This is a genomic window from Mesorhizobium sp. WSM4312, from assembly GCF_002294875.1.
Taxonomy (GTDB): Bacteria; Pseudomonadota; Alphaproteobacteria; order Rhizobiales; family Rhizobiaceae; genus Mesorhizobium.
The window spans coordinates 276,508-293,645 of record NZ_NSFU01000007.1; the positions used below are offsets into that span (position 1 = coordinate 276,508).

At 62.9% G+C, this 17,138-nt stretch carries 17 protein-coding genes; 9 read left to right on the forward strand and 8 right to left on the reverse strand.

Annotated elements, in window-relative coordinates; all coding sequences use genetic code 11:
• Positions 1-71 precede the first annotated feature (71 nt).
• Positions 72-1,664: a DEAD/DEAH box helicase gene (locus tag CK228_RS14035; RefSeq protein ID WP_179295907.1), complete on the reverse strand. Its 1,593-nt coding sequence runs from the start codon at positions 1,662-1,664 to the stop codon at positions 72-74.
• A gap of 192 nt (positions 1,665-1,856) precedes the next feature.
• Positions 1,857-2,630 carry an NAD kinase gene (locus CK228_RS14040; protein WP_095770259.1) on the reverse strand — a complete coding sequence of 258 codons (774 nt, stop codon included), beginning with the start codon at positions 2,628-2,630 and terminating at the stop codon, positions 1,857-1,859.
• 747 nt (positions 2,631-3,377) lie between these two features.
• On the opposite strand from CK228_RS14040, the gene CK228_RS14050 reads away from it, so the two are divergent.
• From CK228_RS14050 to CK228_RS14065, 4 genes are all read left to right on the forward strand, one after another.
• Complete coding sequence (locus tag CK228_RS14050; RefSeq protein ID WP_095788228.1) at positions 3,378-4,349, forward strand: NAD-dependent epimerase/dehydratase family protein; 972 nt, start codon at positions 3,378-3,380, stop codon at positions 4,347-4,349.
• Between the two features lie 331 nt (positions 4,350-4,680).
• Positions 4,681-5,715 carry an extracellular solute-binding protein gene (locus CK228_RS14055; RefSeq protein WP_095770256.1) on the forward strand — a complete coding sequence of 345 codons (1,035 nt, stop codon included), beginning with the start codon at positions 4,681-4,683 and terminating at the stop codon, positions 5,713-5,715.
• A 96-nt stretch (positions 5,716-5,811) separates the two neighbouring features.
• Positions 5,812-7,239 (forward strand): amidase, encoded by a 1,428-nt coding sequence (locus CK228_RS14060; protein ID WP_095788229.1) that lies wholly within the window; start codon positions 5,812-5,814, stop codon positions 7,237-7,239.
• A gap of 64 nt (positions 7,240-7,303) precedes the next feature.
• Positions 7,304-8,029: a TetR/AcrR family transcriptional regulator gene (locus tag CK228_RS14065; protein WP_245437688.1), complete on the forward strand. Its 726-nt coding sequence runs from the start codon at positions 7,304-7,306 to the stop codon at positions 8,027-8,029.
• Positions 8,030-8,035: 6 nt separating this feature from the next.
• Here the strand turns inward: CK228_RS14065 and CK228_RS14070 are convergent, their stop codons facing one another.
• Genes CK228_RS14070 through CK228_RS14090 form a run of 5 tightly spaced genes read right to left on the reverse strand, consistent with a single transcriptional unit; the run spans position 8,036 to position 12,631 of the window.
• The gene (locus tag CK228_RS14070; protein ID WP_095788230.1) at positions 8,036-8,797 is read right to left on the reverse strand and encodes an MBL fold metallo-hydrolase; all 762 of its coding nucleotides are present in this window, start codon (positions 8,795-8,797) and stop codon (positions 8,036-8,038) included.
• Position 8,798: 1 nt separating this feature from the next.
• Entirely contained in the window at positions 8,799-9,863 is a 1,065-nt protein-coding gene (locus CK228_RS14075) for an ABC transporter ATP-binding protein (RefSeq protein ID WP_095788231.1), read from the reverse strand.
• The gene (locus CK228_RS14080) at positions 9,860-10,642 is read right to left on the reverse strand and encodes an ABC transporter permease (RefSeq protein ID WP_095788232.1); all 783 of its coding nucleotides are present in this window, start codon (positions 10,640-10,642) and stop codon (positions 9,860-9,862) included. The genes CK228_RS14075 and CK228_RS14080 overlap by 4 nt, the downstream gene beginning before the upstream one ends.
• A gap of 1 nt (position 10,643) precedes the next feature.
• On the reverse strand, positions 10,644-11,531 hold the full coding sequence (locus CK228_RS14085) for an ABC transporter permease (protein ID WP_095788277.1): 888 nt from the start codon (positions 11,529-11,531) through the stop codon (positions 10,644-10,646).
• 8 nt (positions 11,532-11,539) lie between these two features.
• Complete coding sequence (locus tag CK228_RS14090; protein WP_095788233.1) at positions 11,540-12,631, reverse strand: spermidine/putrescine ABC transporter substrate-binding protein; 1,092 nt, start codon at positions 12,629-12,631, stop codon at positions 11,540-11,542.
• A gap of 91 nt (positions 12,632-12,722) precedes the next feature.
• Between CK228_RS14090 and CK228_RS14095 the strand changes: the two genes are divergently transcribed.
• The 3 genes from CK228_RS14095 to CK228_RS35760 all read left to right on the forward strand — a co-directional run bounded on the left by CK228_RS14095 (position 12,723) and on the right by CK228_RS35760 (position 14,012).
• On the forward strand, positions 12,723-13,337 hold the full coding sequence (locus CK228_RS14095) for a TetR/AcrR family transcriptional regulator (protein WP_095770250.1): 615 nt from the start codon (positions 12,723-12,725) through the stop codon (positions 13,335-13,337).
• Between the two features lie 112 nt (positions 13,338-13,449).
• Positions 13,450-13,758 (forward strand): hypothetical protein, encoded by a 309-nt coding sequence (locus CK228_RS35755; protein ID WP_245438025.1) that lies wholly within the window; start codon positions 13,450-13,452, stop codon positions 13,756-13,758.
• The gene (locus CK228_RS35760) at positions 13,752-14,012 is read left to right on the forward strand and encodes a DUF2569 family protein (RefSeq protein WP_245438026.1); all 261 of its coding nucleotides are present in this window, start codon (positions 13,752-13,754) and stop codon (positions 14,010-14,012) included. The genes CK228_RS35755 and CK228_RS35760 overlap by 7 nt, the downstream gene beginning before the upstream one ends.
• A 262-nt stretch (positions 14,013-14,274) precedes the next feature.
• Here CK228_RS35760 and CK228_RS14105 read toward each other — a convergent pair whose 3' ends face one another.
• Positions 14,275-15,171, reverse strand: coding sequence for a LysR family transcriptional regulator (locus tag CK228_RS14105; protein WP_095788234.1), 897 nt, complete (start codon positions 15,169-15,171; stop codon positions 14,275-14,277).
• 103 nt (positions 15,172-15,274) lie between these two features.
• On the opposite strand from CK228_RS14105, the gene CK228_RS14110 reads away from it, so the two are divergent.
• Entirely contained in the window at positions 15,275-16,153 is an 879-nt protein-coding gene (locus CK228_RS14110) for an NmrA/HSCARG family protein (protein ID WP_095788235.1), read from the forward strand.
• 34 nt (positions 16,154-16,187) lie between these two features.
• Entirely contained in the window at positions 16,188-17,138 is a 951-nt protein-coding gene (locus CK228_RS14115; protein ID WP_095788236.1) for an alpha/beta hydrolase, read from the forward strand.

Here is a 17,138-nt window from a genome sequence, read left to right on the forward strand (position 1 = left end):
GCCGGCCAGGCCAGACCAGGAGTTCACCGGCGGGGCAAGCCGGCAGGCTTGCCCTTGAAAGCGGTCCGGGATCAGACCTTGGCGACGATGCGCATGAAGGCAGGCATGTCGTCGCCGAAGCCAACGGTGGTGTCGTTGTCTTCCTGGTGGCGATGGCGGGCAGGACGGCTGTTGTCTCGCTGCGGCCTGGTGTCACCGCGTTCCGGTGCGCGCTGTTCGTTGCGATCGGAGGATTTGCGTTCGGTGTTTTCCGAACGGATCGCGTCCTTGCGTGCGCGCCGCTCGCTGATATCGGCGACGCCCGTCCCAGTCACATCGGGCTGTTCTTGCTGTGCGACCACGGTCGAGGCGCCTTCCTCGCTGTGTCTGGCACGGCGTTCGCCGCCCTTCTTGCGCTCGCCTCTGTCCTTGCGATCGTCGTCCTTGCGGCCGGCGCGGCGCGGCGCGCCTTTGCCACGGCGCGGAGCGTCGTCCTCGCCGCCTTCGCTGGCCACGACCGTCGACAGGTCACCGTCATGCCATTCGATCTTGTTGCCGATCAGCCGTTCGATGGCGTCGATATATTTGGTGTCGGACTTCGTCGCGATGGTGAAGGACTTGCCGGAGCGACCGGCGCGGCCGGTACGGCCGATGCGGTGGACATAGTCCTCGGCATGGATCGGCACATCGTAATTGAAGACATGGCTGACATCGGGGATGTCGAGGCCGCGCGCGGCGACGTCCGATGCCACGAGGTAGCGCAGCTTGCCGTCACGGAAATTGGCCAGCATCTGCATGCGCGCGCGCTGGTCCATGTCGCCATGCAGGGCGCCGGCATCGAAATCATGCTTCAGCAGCGAGCGGAACAGCTCCGACACTTCGACCTTGCGGTTGCAGAAGATGATGGCGTTCTTCAACTCAGCGTCTTCGGCCTTGATGAGGTTGCGCAACGTCTCGCGCTTGTCCCAGGGCTTCGAGCCTGATTTGACCAGCCGCTGTGTGATGTTGGTGGCGGCCGACGCGGCCTTCGAAACCTCGACACGCACCGGCGCGTGCAGAAACTTTTCCGTCAGCTTGGTGATTTCCGGCGGCATGGTCGCCGAGAAGAACAGCGTCTGCCGGGTGAACGGGATCATCTCGCAGATGCGTTCGATATCGGGAATGAAGCCCATGTCGAGCATCCGGTCGGCCTCGTCGATGACGAGGATCTCGACGCCGTTGAGCAGAAGCTTGCCGCGTTCGCGATGGTCGAGCAGACGGCCAGGCGTCGCGATCAGCACGTCGGCGCCGCGCTCCAGCTTCTTGTCCTGCTCGTCGAACGACACGCCGCCGATCAGAAGCGCGATGTTGAGCTTGTGATTCTTGCCGTATTTGACGAAGTTTTCCTCGACCTGCGCGGCAAGCTCGCGCGTCGGTTCGAGAATCAGCGTGCGCGGCATACGGGCGCGGGCGCGGCCCTTTTCCAGCCGGGTCAGCATCGGCAGCACGAAGGAGGCCGTCTTGCCGGTGCCGGTCTGGGCTATGCCCAGCACGTCCTTGCCGAGCAAGGCGTGCGGGATGGCCCCGGCCTGGATCGGTGTCGGCTGCGTGTAGCCGGCATCGGTAACTGCGGAAAGCACCTTCGGCGACAGGCCGAGGTCTGAAAAGGTCAACGCTTCTTGAGCGATCGTGGTGTCTAAGGACAAGTGTTGTTGTCTTTGGCTGGTTCGGGGAGGCGCAACGTTATTCGTCGCGGCAAGCGCCACGCGCTTGCAAGATTGGCATTGCGATTAGGCGCAAGTCCGCGATTTGTCAACAGAAACGGGCGGGATTGGCGCGATTGTGAAGCTGTAACCTTAATCGCGATGCTTAATCCGGCCGCTTGTCTCTGTGTCGGCTCAGTAACGGAACTGCTCGGCAAGGATGCGCTCGTTCCAGGAGTGATTGGGGTCGAACAGCAAGGTTGCGGTCGCCGCCGGCGACTCCCGCACCGTTACCGAGGTCACCGCCTTGACCTCCGTGTGGTCCGCCGCGGCGTTTACCGGCCGCTTTTCCGGCTCCAGAATATCGAAGCGCACGGTCGCCTTGTTGGAGAGCAATGCGCCCCGCCAGCGGCGCGGGCGAAACGGGCTGACCGGCGTCAGTGCCAGGAGCGGTGCGTCGAGCGGCAGGATCGGGCCATGCGCTGAAAGATTGTAGGCGGTGGATCCCGCCGGCGTCGCGATCATGACGCCATCGCAGCTGAGTTCCTCGAGCCGTATCTGGTCATCGACGCTGATGCGGATCTTGGCCGTCTGGTAGGATTGGCGCCACAGCGCAACCTCGTTGATCGCCAGCGCCGAGACGGTTTCGCCTTCCGAGGTGACGGCCAGCATTTCCAGCGGCCGGATGGTTTCGGCGACCGCGGCCGCGATACGCTCGGTGAGCCCTCCGGAACGGTACTCATTCATCAGGAACCCGATGGTGCCACGGTTCATGCCGTAGACCTTCTTTCCCGTTCCCATCGTGTCGCGCAAGGTCTGCAGCAGGAAGCCGTCGCCGCCCAGGGCCACCACGACCGCGGCCTCGGCGACCGGACACTGGCCATAGCGTGCCGACAGACTTTCCAGCGCCGCCTTGGCGTCTGCTGTGTCGGACGAGACGAAGGCGATGCTGTTGGCGGCTGTGCTCATGGCTCCCCGATCGCGACCGATTGGCGCCGGCAGGTCTGGCCGCGCCCGGGCCGGGGTAGCACGGGCGGGCAGGTCTGCAAAGAGAGCCGTTGCGCCGGCACGCTAGGCATGCCGCGCGAGCATCGACCGAACCTGCGGATCGCGCTTCATGACAGGGCGCGAGCGATTGTGATGGTTAAGGCGGGGCTTAAAGTCTCGTAAAGGCGGAACGATCATGTTAGCCGGCATGAATGGCGTGGGGGCGCCCGCAGCACCGCTCTATCCTTCGGATGCCAAAAGGACGCTGCGGCAGTTTTGATTTGTGCGCATGCCTCCTCCGGGGACACGCACCAGCCAGACGAGGCCGACATATTGCCGGTAGCACGCCTGATCATCGTCTTTCTCATGCTGGGTAGCTTCGCGCTGGTCTTCGCCGAGCTTGTGCGCCAGTCGGAAAATATGAGCATGAGACCGCTGCCGACAGCGTCGCGCTGCGGCGATGCTGCCGGAATGCCTTGCCCGCAACGGGCACTGTAGGTCGCCGGAATACGCCACTCGTCCGTAGATACCGCCGACGCTCGGCCCATCCCTAGCGACAGTTTCATGCTTGGGCGACCGGAGCCCTGGCTGGCGCAAGTTTGATCGTTGCAATTGCGGCATCGACGAAAGCACTGGTAGAAGACGTGTCGTATCCGGATAGGACCGTGTCGTTCTGGAAAACAAGCGTTGCGGCGGGTTGACCGGCCGTGTTTCTAAAGGGGAGCGCGCATGCCGCGCAGCGTGTTGGTTTCTGGTGGCTGCGGCTTTCTTGGCTCCCATCTTGTCGATCGTCTGCTGCGGCGTGAGGATGTGGAAACGCTGGTCGTCGTCGACAATCTGTGGACCGGATCGCGCGACAACATTGCCCATGTCTCGGACCCGCGGCTCAGCCTGCGGATTGCTGATGCCGAGACCTTCACGACCAGCCAGCATTTCGATGAGATCATCCATCTGGCGTCACCGGCTTCGCCCGTATGGTACATGCGCGAGCCGGCGCGCACGATCAAAGCCAATATAGGCGGCGCGCTCAATCTTCTGTCGCTGCTCAGGCTCGGCGGTCGCTTCTGCTTCGCCTCGACCTCGGAGGTCTATGGCGATCCCCTGATGTCGCCGCAACCGGAGAGCTACCGGGGATCCGTGGACTGCACCGGGCCAAGGTCCTCCTATGACGAGAGCAAGCGCTGCACGGAGGCGCTGCTTTTCGAGGAGCAACGTGTCAGCGGGCTCGATGTGCGCGTCGTCAGGCTGTTCAACACCTATGGGCCGCGAACGCGCATCGATGACGGCCGCGCGGTTTCGAATTTTGTCTGCCAGGCCCTGACCACGGGAATCCTGACTGTCCATGGCGACGGCTCCCAATCGCGCAGTTGGGGGTATGTGGACGATATCGTCGACGGCCTGGAGCGTTTCTTTTGGCGCGACAGCATCACATACCGGGGACCCCTGAACATCGGCAACAATCGCGAGGTCTCGGTTCTCGGTATCGCGAAATTCGTCTGCTCGCTTGTTCCGGGCAGCCGCATCGAACACCATGCGCCAATTCCGCAGGATCCGACAAACCGCTGCCCGGACTTGACCCTGGCAAGGCAGGTTCTTCCTGGATGGGAGGCGACGACCAGCTACGAGGAAGGGATCCGGCGCACCTTCGAGTGGTACCGGCGACGGATTGTGACTGGGGACAGATCGGCGGCAAGCGCCTGAAAAGCCGAAATTCCGGGTGCCCGTACCGAGCGCGAAAGAGATACCCATGCCGCCTGCCATCGGCTCGCAGCTTGCTGCGTTATCAGGACAACTGGGCCAGCCGCGGCGATCTCTGCGAAAAGATATTGACTGTATAGTTAGTTATAATTAATCCTGGCGCAGACCACCAAAGTTGGCCAGCTGGGCATCCGCCGGTGAATGGTCGCGAAAAGGGGAATATTTTGACAGCCAGCCGGCCCGCCTTGGGCCGAAGGGCACAGCCACGCTTGTTCATCAGCAGGAGACGGACCGAGGCGGCGACGCAGCCGGTCCCAAAAATGGGAGCACTAGCATGAACTGGAAACTGACCGCGGCGGCCGTCGGGCTTTCGCTGCTCGCCGCAGCCGGCGTTGCCCGCGCCGATGGCGAACTCAACATCTACAATTGGGGCAACTACACCAGCCCGGACCTGATCAAGAAGTTCGAGGAAACCTACAAGGTCAAGGTCACCGTCACCGACTATGATTCCAACGACACGGCATTGGCCAAGGTCCGGCAGGGCGCGTCCGGCTATGACATCGTCGTGCCGTCGGCCAGCGTCGTGCCGGTCTGGATCAGCGAAGGTCTGCTCCTGGAGACCGACCCCAACAAGATGGAGAATTTCAAGAATGTCGATCCGCGATGGGTCGATGTTCCCTTCGATCCGGGCCGCAAATACACGGTTCCGTGGCAGTGGGGCACGACAGGCATTTCGGTGAACAAGTCGGTCTATTCCGGCGATCCGAACACCTCGGCGATCTTCCTCGACCCGCCGCCGGAGCTTGTCGGCAAGATCAATGTCGTGCCCGAAATGGGGGACATCATGTTCCTCGCCATCGCCTATGAGGGCGGCAAATATTGCACCAACGACATGCAGGTGCTGAAGAAGGTACACGACAAGCTGGTCGAGGCGAAGGCGAAATGGCTTTCGCTCGACTACGCGGCCGTCGACGGCCTGGGCCGGGGCGACATCGCCGCCGGCGTCAACTGGAACGGCATATCGCTGCGGGAGCGGCTGCAGAACGACAAGATCGTTTACGGCTATCCCAAGGAAGGTTTTCCGATCTGGATGGACAATGTCGCCGTCCTCAAGGACGCCAAGAATGTCGAGAACGCCAAGCTGTTCCAGAATTTCATCATGGACCCGAAGAACGCCGCGATGATCTCGGCTTTCGCCCGCTACGCCAACGCCATCAAGGGCTCCGAGGCTTTCATGCCGGACGACATGAAGACGGCGCCGGAAGTGGTCGTTCCGGCTGAATTTGCCGCCAAGGGTCAGTTCATGCCGGCCTGTCCATCGGATGTGCAGGCGCTCTACACGAAGATCTGGACCGACCTCCAGAAATAGCGTCGCCGGACCAACCCAACCACAGTCACCGGGCCGCGACCCGCGGTCCGGCACCCTTCATGCCAGGTGCGGTCTCGCGATCGCGGGAGATTTCCGATGTCCGATCTCGACCTCTGCTACACGCCGGCCCATGAGGCGCTGCGGCTGTTCAAGGCAAAGAAACTCTCGCCTGTCGAACTGATGCAGGCCACCATTCGCCGCTCTGAAGCCACCAGACCGGCGATCAACTGCTTCACCTTCACGCATTTCGAAGAGGCTATGAAGCTGGCCGCCCGGGCCGAGGCGAAATACGCCAGGGGCGCCAGGACCGGCGCGCTGGAAGGCCTGCCGATCGGCATCAAGGATGAGAGCTACATCAAGGGCAAGCCGACCTCGCATGGCTCGCTGCTGTCCAGGGACGCCATAGGCGGCCACACCTCGACGATGAACGAGCGCATCATGAAGGCCGGCGGCATCGTGCATGCGCGCACGGCGACGCCGGAATTCAGTTGTGCCGGATACACCTGGTCGAAGCGGTGGGGGGTGACTCGCAATCCGTGGAATCGCGATTTCACGCCGGGCGGCTCTTCGGGCGGCGCTGCGGCAACGCTCGCTTCCGGAACATCATCGATCGCCACCGGTTCGGACATTGCCGGATCGATCCGCATTCCGGCGTCGGCCTGCGGTCTCGTCGGCTACAAGCCGCCTTACGGTCGCAATCCCGACGAGCCGCCCTTCAACCTCGACTTCTACTGCCACACCGGGCCGCTGGCGCGAAACGTCAGGGATGCCATCCTGCTGCAGAACGTCATGGCCGGACCGAGCCCGCTCGACATCGCCACGCTGCGCCCCAAGCTGCGCCTACCGCTCGACTACAAGCCGATCAAAGGCTGGAGAATAGCCTTTTCCATGGATCTCGGTTCCTTCGAGGTCGACCCCGACGTGCGCAAGAATACGCTCGCCGCCTGCGATGTGTTCCGTTCGCTCGGCGCGACGGTCGAGGAAGTCGATCTTGGCTGGGACGACGGGGTGCTCAAGGCCGGGATGGCCTATCTCGAGCACCTGTTCGGCGCGTCGCTGTCGCAACTGCTTGCCGAGCACGCCAGCGACATGACCAGCTATGCCCGGCGGTTTGCCGAGGACGGGCAAAAGTCCAAGGCCACCGACTTCGTCGCGACGCTGGACGTGGCGGCCAGGATGTACCAGACGCTCGGCCCGCTGCTAGAGACCCACGATGTGCTGATCTGCCCGACAAACGCGCTGCCCGCGGTGCCGGCGGAGTTCGACCAGACCAGGGACACGGTCGAAATCAACGGCAGGGAGGTGAACCCCTCGCTGGGCTGGGTGATGACGACGCCGTTCAACATGCTGAGCCGTTGCCCTGTTCTGTCCATACCGTCGGGCCACGCCGCAAGCGGCGTGCCGACAGGCATCCAGATCGTCGGCCGCACCTATAGCGATGCCGATGTCTTCCGGGCCGGACTGGCCTATGAAACGGCCCGGGGGCAATGGTATGGGAGCACCGGGACGCGCCCATCGCTCTGAGCGATTTCGCGATGAGCCGGCGTGCCATATGGCAAGGCAATCTATGTGGCGGGATATCTCCGCCATGGGTCCGAAAGGCCTGACGAAAATGGCGCAACGCAAGGCAACCGCAAAGCCAGAGAAACGCAAGCTCGCGACGACCAAGGGCGCGGCAAACGATGCCGCGCCGCCCAAGGACCGCCGGCGCGAGCGCGGCGAAGCCAGCGTGCAGCGCATCATCGACGCCACCATCGAGCTCATCGCGGAGGAGGGCCTTGCGAGCCTCACCATGCAGCGCATCGCCGAACATGTCGGCTCGTCCAACGCGCTGGTCGTCTTTCATTTTCGCAGCAAGGAAAACCTGTTCCGGGCCGTGCTTCAGTATCTCAGCGACCAGTATGATGCGCTGTGGATCAGCCTGGTGCGGGCGCCCGGCCTGTCGCCGGTCGAAAGGCTGCTGGGCGCCGTCGATTGTGCGCAGCGTTTCGCCCGGCAGCATCCCAAATGGGTGTCGGTCTTTGTCGTGTTCTCAAGCGACCGCAAGAGCATGCAGATCTACAATGAGATCGGCCTGCCGAGCGATCTCGCCTACACCGCCGAAGCGCGCGAACTGCTCATCGAGATTTCGCGCAGCGGCGGCTACACCGGCGTCGACATCGACACCTTGTCGGAGAGCCTGAATTATCTGGTTCACGGCGCATGGTACTGGGATCATCTGAACCCTTCGAGCCGCGACACCAATGTGCTGCGCAAGACCATGCTGCTCCTGTTGCATCAGGCATTTCCGCGGCATTTCGAATTGATGCCATAGCTGTTCTCAGGGCCGCGGCCGCAGATGGCAGCCGGCTTGGCGTTTCTGCGCCAGATACTCGTCGATCAGCTGGCGGTAGCGCACCTTGCCGAAGCTCGGGAAATGGCCGCCATGCACGACCGAGACGTCGAGCTCGCGCATGGCGAGCAGCGTCGCCATGTAGTCTGGAATATCCGAGTGATAGACGTCGTCGATCAGCGGGCCGTCATAGATGATGTCACCAGACAGCAGTATGCCGGTCTTCTTCTCGTAGAGCGCGATGCCTCCGGGTGAATGGCCCGGTGTGTGGATCACCTCGAAGGCGCGGTCGCCGAGATCGACGATGTCGCCATGTTCGAGGAGACGGTCGGCCGGGGCAGGCAGGATCCGGTAGCGGGACGACTCCCAGCCCTGCGGCAATCCATCGAACATCTCGTCGGTCGCATAGCGGTCAGCCGCCGTCCATTCGTTGCGTGGATCGGCGAGGATTTTTGCTTCGGCCCGGTGCACGCAGCGGTCGGGAAATTCGTGATGGCAGCCAATATGGTCGAAATGCGTATGGCTGGCGACGCAGGTCAGCTTGCGTTCCGTGACCAGCCGCACATGTGTGCGCAGGCTGAAATGGCCGAGGCCGGTGTCGAACAGAAGGTCACGGTCGCGGCCGCGCACATGCCAGATGTTGCAGCGGAAGAACGGTTTGATCCATGGCTCATGGATCAGCGTGACGCCGTCGGCCATGCGGATGGTCTCGTACCAGTCTGGTGCGTCGATGACCGGAAGAGATCCCATTTCAGTCCGCCAAGACGATGATCTGGTCGGTATCGCACGAAACGGCAACCGTGTCGCCGGATTGGAGGGTGGCGGTCGCCGGCAGCTTGGCGATGAACTGCAGCGAGGGGTCTTCGACGGAGGCGGCAAGCACGCGCTTGAAACTGCCCTGGAAGACGACATCGCTCACTTTCGCCATGCCGAGGCTTGCGGTGCCGGCGGCTCCGCCGAGCATGAGATGCTCCGGCCGGATGGCCAGTGCAACGGCTGAGCCCACGGGCAAGGCGCTGCGCACCAAAACCGGGCCGGCCGGCGTCGAGACGGTGCTTGTCCTGTCCCCGGCTTCAGTGACCTTGCCGGCAAGGATCGTGCTTTCGCCCATGAAGGTCGCCGAAAAACGCGTCGCTGGCCTGGCATAGACCCGCTCGGGCGGCCCTTCGTCCTCGATGCGGCCGTCATTCATCACCACGCAATGGTCGGCCAGCGCCATCGCTTCTTCCTGGTCGTGCGTGACATGGATGAAGGCGGTGCCGACGCGCTTCTGGATCGCCTTCAACTCGTCCTGCATCTGCCGGCGCAATTTCAGATCAAGCGCGCCGAGCGGCTCGTCGAGCAGCAGCACCGCCGGCTCGATGACCAGCGCCCGCGCCAGCGCCACGCGCTGCCTTTGCCCGCCGGAGAGCTGGTGCGGCTTCTTGTCGAAAGCGGAGGCCAGCCCAACCAGCGCCAGCGCCTCGCGCGCCTTTGCGGCTCGCGTCGTGCCGTCGACGCCCTGCATGCGCAGCCCAAAGCCGACATTGCCGCCGACGCTCATATGCGGGAACAGCGCATAGTCCTGGAACACGGTCGTCGTCGGGCGCCTGGCCGGCGGCACCTCGGTGCAATCCTCGCCGCGAATGAACACCTTGCCTTCGCTGGGCATGACGAAGCCGCCCAGGATGGACAACAGCGTCGTCTTGCCCGAGCCCGATGGCCCAAGCAGGATGGTGTAGCTGCCGGGCTCGATCCGCAGCGACACGTTCTTCAGCACGGCCAGCTGCCCGAAACGGTGCGAGACGGCGCGGATGTCGACCAGAGGCGCGGTCATGCTTTTCTCCGGCGCAGCAATGTCAGTTCGAACAGCACGACCAGCACGATGGAAACGGCGAAGACCAGCGAACCGACGGCGTTGGTTTTCGGGTTGAGGCCCGAGCGCAACAGGTTCCAGATTTCCACCGGCAGCGTGGTGTCGAAGCGGGTCAGCAGGAAGGAGATCACGAATTCGTCCCAGGAGAAGGTCATCGACAGGAAGAAGCCGGCGAAGATGGCCGGGGCCATCACCGGCACGGTAATGAGCAGCAGCACCTTCCATTCCGGCGCGCCGAGATCGCGCGCTGCCCGCTCGATGTTGATCTGGTGGTCGCTCATCTGGCTGTAGATGATGGCAAAGCACAGCGGCAGGTTGATCACGACATGGCCGATGCCGGCGGCAAGCAGCGATTTCGGTACGCCGGCCCAGTTGAACAGCACCAAAAGCCCCATGCCGATGATGAGATAGCTGACGGTCAGCGGCAGCGTGATCAGCCCGCGCAGCAGGCCTGATCCCGGCAGCACGAAGCGCGCGAACCCCCAGGCGCAGAGGAAGCCGAGCATAACGGCGGTGGCCGAGGAGATCGACGCCACCAGCAGCGAATTGACCAGCGCCGAGGTCAGCCTGACATCGGAGAGCACGGCCTCGTACCAGCGCAGCGACGGGCCGGTGAAGGGCGGGATCGGAAACGACGTCGCCTGCAGCGAGAACAGCACCAGCACCACCACCGGGAGGAAGATGAAGCCGTAGACGGCGAGCGCGTAGACCCAGGAAACGACGCGGACCAGCTGGCGCATTTCAGGCCCGCTCGATCTTCAGCCAGCGCGCGCAGGCGAGATAGGCGATGGTGACCACCGCCATCAGGATGATCGACAGCGCCGAGGCCAGCGGAAAGTCGCCGCGCCGGCCGATCTGCATCATCACCAGCTGCGGCATCAAAAGCTCGTTGTTGCCGCCCAGGATCTGCGGCGTGATGTAATCGCCAATGCACAGCACGAAGGTGAGGAAGGCGCCGACCATGATGCCCGGCAAGGTCAGCGGCAGGATGACATGCATGAAGGTGCGCACCGGCCCAGCGCCGAGATCGGCGGCGGCCTTGCGGTAGCTCGGGCTGAGCTGCTTGAGGTTGGCGAAAATGGTCAGCGTCAGCAGCATGACGAAGAAATGCACGAAGCCGGTGACGGTGGCCAGCCGCGTGTTGGCGAGCTGCAGCGGCTCGGTGATCAGGCCGGAACCGGTGAGCGCGCGGTTGATGACGCCGTTCTGCGCCAGCACCAGCAGCCAGGAATAGGAACGCACGACATAGGACGTCCAGAACGGCAGCACGGCCAGCATCAGCGCCAGCCGTTGCCAGCGTTCCGGCACCTGTTCGGCGAGGATCCAGGCGAAGGGATAGGCGAGCAGCACCGAAACCACGGTGACAATTGCCGTCACCTGCAGCGAGTTCACCATTGCCTGCCAATAGGAGGGGTTGGTGAAGAACTGGTTGTAGTTGGAAAGCGTCAAACCGCCGCCTTCATGCGCCGTGAGGCTCGAAAACCCCATGGCGATGAAGGGCAGCACGAAGAACAACAGCGTCCAGCCGAGTGCCGGTGTCACCAGCGCCCAGGGCAAGGCGCGGCCCGCCCGGGGCAGGGCACGGCCCGCCCGGGGCGGGGCACGTCCGCTGTTCCCGCTTGAACTCACGAGCGGGATCACTTCGCCTGCAGCATTTCGGTCCACATGTCCTGCATCTTCTTGTCGAGATCGGCGTTCGGCGCCGGATAGGCCTGGGCACGGGCGAGGAAGCCCGGCTGCTCGTCGAAACGCAGCACCTTCTTCTGGTCGTCGGTCAGCGCCGCCTTGGTGTTGGCGGGCATGCCCCAATAGCAGGACGAGGTCGCAAGGCGCGCCTGGCCTTCCGGGCTCATAATGTACTGGATGAATTTCAGCGCCATGTCCTTGTTCTTGGAATCCTTGAACATCGCCAGAGACTGCGACCACAGCACCGCACCCTCCTTGGGGATGGAGAAGTCAAGCGCCGGGTTCTCCTTGGCCAGCCCCGCCGTCACCCATTCGCCGCCGCCGACCAATATGTCGACCTCGCCGGTGGCAAGCGCCGTCTGGCTGGCGGTCACTTCGCCGACCAGCTTGGCGTTGGCCTTCATCTTGAGAAGCTCGTCCTTGAGGGCGGGCAGGTCGGCTTCGGTCAGCTCGGCCGTCTTCTTGCCGATGGCGAGTGCCGCCATGCCGATGACCGGCAGGTAATAGTCGTAGATGGCGACCTTGCCCTTGTATTTGTCGCTTGTCAGCGATGCCATGGACTGCATGTCGGCCGGATCGACCTTGGTCTTGTTGAAGCCGATCGTGTTGTAGCCGAACTTTTCGGTGATGCCGTAGCGCTTGCCGCCGACCACGGTGGAGCCGTCCATTTTCACTTGCGGGAAGAGGTCGGCGAAGGGCAGCTTGTCCTCGGGCAGTGGCTCGAACAGACCCTTTTCGACGCCGCGCGGCACGTCGATCGAGTCGATCACCATCACGTCCCAGTCGCCGGGCTGCGACTGCTCGACGATGGCGAGGCCGGCGCCGGTGCCTTCAAACTCCTTGACGTTGACCTTGACGTTGTTGGCCTCTTCGAAGGGCTGCAGCAGGGCCGGATCGGAATGGTCGCACCAGATCAGGGCGTTGAGATCGGCGGCCTCGGCGAGGCTGCCCGCGCCAAGCAGCAGGGCCGTGGCGGCGCAGGCGGCGTGCAGATGGCGCTTCAAGATGGAAAGCGGATTCCCGGATGCGGATTTGACGGACATCGAGTGTTCTCCCTTGCCTTTGTGGCTTCTTGCAAAAAGTTGAACCAATTCTAAAATTGAGTCAATTCTGTTTTTGTGGCAAGAGGCTGCTATGAGCGGATTGCGGGCAAGGCAAAAGGCGGACAGGCACAGGCGCATCATCGAGGCGGCGGCGGCGCTTTTCCGCGAGGCCGGCTATGAGGGCGCCAAGATCGAGGCGATCGCCGCGCAGGCGGAAGTGTCGATCGGGACGATCTACAATTACTATGAGAACAAGGGCGACATCCTGGGCGCCATCGTCTCGCTGGAGGTCAACGAGGTGCTCAATGCCGGGCGCGGTGTCGTCGCCAGGCCGCCGGCCAATGTCGGCGATGCGCTGGACACGCTGATCGGCATCTATATCGAGCATTCGCTGCACTATCTCAGCAAGGAGATGTGGCGGCAGGCCATGGCGATCTCGACGCAGCTTCCCGACAGCCCGTTCGGCCAGGCCTACACCGCGCTTGACCGCTCGCTCACCGAACAGATCCGCGCGCTGATCGCCCGGCTGCAGGAGATCGGGCTGGCGCGCCAGGACATAGACGGCGCGGCACTCGGCGAACTGATCTTCAACAACATGAACATGATGTTCATCGAATTCGTGAAGCGCGACGAGGCGAAGATCGCGGAACTGCGCGCGGCGGTACGCCGGCAAAACCGGATTCTGGTGGCGGCGATCGGGGTGTGATTGTCAGGAACAGGCAGCAGAATCGATTTTGGGACCAAGTCGCGGCTCAACCCTCTTGAGTCGAATCCGAAATCTGATACAACCCCTGGGTGCATTTTTAGAGGAGGGGTGAATGCAGTTTTCCATCTGGCATTGGGCAATCCTTCTGTTGCTGATCGGCGTCCCCGTCTTCTTTGCGGTTCGATCCGCCATCAAGCCCTCGCAGAATCCGGCGGATCCCGTCGGGTTCGGAGGATGGCTAATGCTTCTCGCGATCGGTCAATCCTTGTCGCCATTGCGCACGCTTGTCGCAATAGGGTCCTCGAGCGATGGCTACAACCAGCTCATGCTGGTGCCGAACGGACCCATGGTGGTCTATGGCGAGATTGCCCTGCTGCTGGCGTTTCTGGTGCTGCACTGGTGGTGGTCGTTGCCATGCTGAGGCGGAGCCCTTGGTTCAAGCAGTTGTTCCTCGCCCAATGGCTTGCAATCCCGGTGGTCTTCATCCTGGACGCAGCCTTGGTTTCCACGGTTTTCGGGGTTCGGGTCGGGCAAGTGGTCACCGGAAACGCGATTGCGACGTCTATAGCCTCTTTTGCCATGGCCGGACTCTGGGTCGCTTACGTCTACAGATCCGTCAGGGTACGCAACACGTTCACCAGGGTCAGGGCATCCGCCCAGGTCGCGAACGCTTAGTAGAAGGCGCGCAATGCTGCGAGAGCGCGTTCAACCAGGCTTGGTGGGGCCGCCTGTCGAAGCGACTATAGCCGACATAAGCGTTGCGCTGCTGGTGCCCCCGGACGGGATCGAACCGCCGACCTTCGGTTTACAAACCAAAAGCGCGTTCAGCACAGCCTTTAAGAGGTTATGGACTGTGCACCACGCCAGTATGGCCGTGCCGGGAAACCGTCTTCATCCTAAAACGGGGAGGCGCCTAGCCGGCGGGACAGGTTCTTGTTCAGGTTGCAGGAACGAAAGTTTTGGTGGGAAATGCCCTCTCCATCACATCCAGGAAAGCGCGAACTTTCGCACCGATAAGCCGTCGCGAACTTTGGAGCGCCCAGATCTCGACAGGCGGACCGGCATCAGTTCCCCAACAAACAAGGCGGCCCGCCTCGATATCGCCTGCGACAAGAAGCTTCGGAAGCAATGCCGCGCCCGCACCAGCCAGAACGGCATCGCGCACCATCAGCAGAGACGAGAAGCGCAGGATTGGCTCGGGCTTCAAAAGGATTTCGTCCTCAAAATCGGATTTGATGCGCCAAACCACGTTCAGCGACGTTGCGCTCAGCAAAACGGCCTTTACCGGACTCGGTCTGCCGCCCGGCACCGGCTGAGGGCGCGGCATGTCCGGCAAGGCAACAATCAGCCGCTCGTCATTGAGAAAACGGCGACCGATGAGCCGTTCATCCGGTGAAGGATCGATCCGGATTACAAGGTCGTAGCCATCCTCGACCGGATCGACCTTGCGATCCTCGGCAACAATCTCAAGCTTGACCTCCGGATAGGCGAGAGCGAAACGAGTGCCGATCATGGGAAGCGCCACATGCGCGAAAACCACGGGAGCGCTTATCCGCAGCCTGCCTCTCGGGGTCGACGCACCCAAGACAATCGCCTCTCCCGCCTCCGCGATTTCCGCCATCAATCCGTCCGTGCGCTCGTAAAGCGCTCGCCCTTCGTCCGTCAGTCGCAGGCTCTGGGACCCACGCTCGATCAGCCTCACGCCGAGGCTATGTTCGAGTTCGCTCACATGGCGCGACAATGTCGCCTTGGATCGGCCGGAGATGCGACCGGCCCGGCCGAAACCGCCGTGGGCGGCAACGAGATTGAAATCGGCCAAGGCTTCTAGATCCATGACATGTTCCAATATTGAGACGACCTGTTCCGATCATGCCACCTCCCACTCAAGATTGGAACGTTTATCTTTCCCTCGACACGCACAAACAGGAGTTTTCACAATGGCTATTTTGGTAACCGGAAGCACCGGGACCATCGGGTCCCAAGTCCTGGCCCACCTGCAGGGGCGAAACGTCGAGGTCCGCGCGCTGACGCGCTCTCCTGAAACAGCGCAACTGCCCTCGGGCGTGACCGCGGTCCGCGGTGACCTCGCCGACCCGGATTCGGTGCGCGCGGCACTGCAAGGTGTCAGCACACTGTTCCTGCTCGCCCCGAACGTCGCCGATGAATTGACCCAGGCCATGCTCACCCTCACGGTCGCCCGAGAGGCCGGCGTCAAAGGCATCGTCTATCTCTCGGTCTTCGGCGGCGACGGCTATGCTGACGTGCCGCATTTTGCGGGCAAGTACACGGTCGAACACATGATCGATGCGCTCGACCTGCCCGCGACGATCCTGCGTCCCGCCTACTTCATCCAGAACGATCTTCGCCAGAAGGACGGACTGCTGAAGACCGGCATTTATGGCTCGCCGATCGGCAAGAAAGGCGTCTCGATGGTCGATATCCGCGACATCGGCGAGGCCGCAGCGATCGAGTTGGTCCGCCGTGAACAGTCCGCCACGCCGCTCGGCCGCGAGACCTACGCCCTGGTTGGTCCGGACAGTCTGACCGGCGACGGCATCGCCACCATCTGGAGCGAGGCCCTCGGCCGCGCGATCCGCCATGGCGGCGACGATCTCGTCGTCATGGAGCAGCGTACGAAGACCATGCTGCCGGCCTGGCATGCGCTCGACCTGCGCCTGATGTTCAGCCGGTATCAGACGGAAGGCGCGGTGGCGACCTCTGACGACATCGAGCGCTTGACCAAACTGCTCGGCCACGCCCCCCGCTCCTATGCCGCTTTTGCCAGGGATGCCGCCTCCCAGTGGGCGAAGGGCTGAGCCCGCACTTTACCCCCAACCAAGGAGACCTGCCATGATGACGATCCATCCCCTCTCGCCTGAAGATGCTCCTGCGGTAGCCGCGATGCGACAGGCGGCCTCGGCCCATAAGGGTGAGAAACTCGGTCCCGAGGCGCGACCGATGTTCGACGCCATGTTTGCCGCAACACCCGCTGCGGCGGATGTCCAGGTCGAGGCTGCGACGGTCGGAGGCATTGCCGGCTTCTGGCTTCGGCCGGTGAGTGCACGATCGGGCGCCCACATCCTCTATCTTCATGGTGGTGGCTATGTGCTCGGCTCAGCCGAGGCGCTCACCAACTTCGCGGGTCAGATCGCATCACGTGTCGGCGCCGATACCTTTGTCCCTGACTATCGGCTCGCACCCGAATACCCATTCCCGGCAGCCATCGACGATGCGGTCGCCGTCTATCGCGGTCTCGTTGCGGACGGCGCCGAACGGATCGTGGTTGTAGGTGACTCTGCTGGCGGCGGTTTGACGCTGTCGCTGCTGTCGGTCCTCGCTGCCGACAAAACGAACGGCACGGTGCAACCAGTCGGCGCAGCGGTGATGTCGCCCTGGACTGACCTTGCGCTCACCGGTGACAGCCTCGAGACCAGGGCGGAGGCGGACCCGATCTTCACGGGCGGCGTGCTCCAGGGCTTCGCGGACATGTATCTTCAGGGCCAGGATGCGAAGAACCCGAAGGCATCACCGCTCTATGCTCGGCTGAACGGCCTGCCGCCGATCCGGATCGATGTCGGAGATGACGAATTGCTGCTCGCGGATTCCGTGCGCTACGCCGACCGGGCGAGGGCGGCAGGGGTGGAGGTCACGCTGTCGGTCTGGCAGGGCATGCCACATGTCTTCCAGTCTTCCCTCGGCCACTTTCTCGCGGCCGAGCGCTCGGTGGACGCCATCGTTGACTTCCTCCGCCAGCGGCTCGTCGATACTTCCCCGTCCAACAGCACAGCTTCGGAGGCTTGA

Bases quoted from the DNA above. Each gene is read 5' to 3' on its own strand.
- CK228_RS14040 (WP_095770259.1), bottom strand. From the start codon at position 2,630: ATGAGCACAGCCGCCAACAGCATCGCCTTCGTCTCGTCCGACACAGCA.
- CK228_RS14050 (WP_095788228.1), top strand. From the start codon at position 3,378: ATGCCGCGCAGCGTGTTGGTTTCTGGTGGCTGCGGCTTTCTTGGCTCC.
- CK228_RS14055 (WP_095770256.1), top strand. From the start codon at position 4,681: ATGAACTGGAAACTGACCGCGGCGGCCGTCGGGCTTTCGCTGCTCGCC.
- CK228_RS14060 (WP_095788229.1), top strand. From the start codon at position 5,812: ATGTCCGATCTCGACCTCTGCTACACGCCGGCCCATGAGGCGCTGCGG.
- CK228_RS14065 (WP_245437688.1), top strand. From the start codon at position 7,304: ATGGGTCCGAAAGGCCTGACGAAAATGGCGCAACGCAAGGCAACCGCA.
- CK228_RS14070 (WP_095788230.1), bottom strand. From the start codon at position 8,797: ATGGGATCTCTTCCGGTCATCGACGCACCAGACTGGTACGAGACCATC.
- CK228_RS14075 (WP_095788231.1), bottom strand. From the start codon at position 9,863: ATGACCGCGCCTCTGGTCGACATCCGCGCCGTCTCGCACCGTTTCGGG.
- CK228_RS14080 (WP_095788232.1), bottom strand. From the start codon at position 10,642: ATGCGCCAGCTGGTCCGCGTCGTTTCCTGGGTCTACGCGCTCGCCGTC.
- CK228_RS14090 (WP_095788233.1), bottom strand. From the start codon at position 12,631: ATGTCCGTCAAATCCGCATCCGGGAATCCGCTTTCCATCTTGAAGCGC.
- CK228_RS14095 (WP_095770250.1), top strand. From the start codon at position 12,723: ATGAGCGGATTGCGGGCAAGGCAAAAGGCGGACAGGCACAGGCGCATC.
- CK228_RS35755 (WP_245438025.1), top strand. From the start codon at position 13,450: ATGCAGTTTTCCATCTGGCATTGGGCAATCCTTCTGTTGCTGATCGGC.
- CK228_RS35760 (WP_245438026.1), top strand. From the start codon at position 13,752: ATGCTGAGGCGGAGCCCTTGGTTCAAGCAGTTGTTCCTCGCCCAATGG.
- CK228_RS14105 (WP_095788234.1), bottom strand. From the start codon at position 15,171: ATGGATCTAGAAGCCTTGGCCGATTTCAATCTCGTTGCCGCCCACGGC.
- CK228_RS14110 (WP_095788235.1), top strand. From the start codon at position 15,275: ATGGCTATTTTGGTAACCGGAAGCACCGGGACCATCGGGTCCCAAGTC.
- CK228_RS14115 (WP_095788236.1), top strand. From the start codon at position 16,188: ATGATGACGATCCATCCCCTCTCGCCTGAAGATGCTCCTGCGGTAGCC.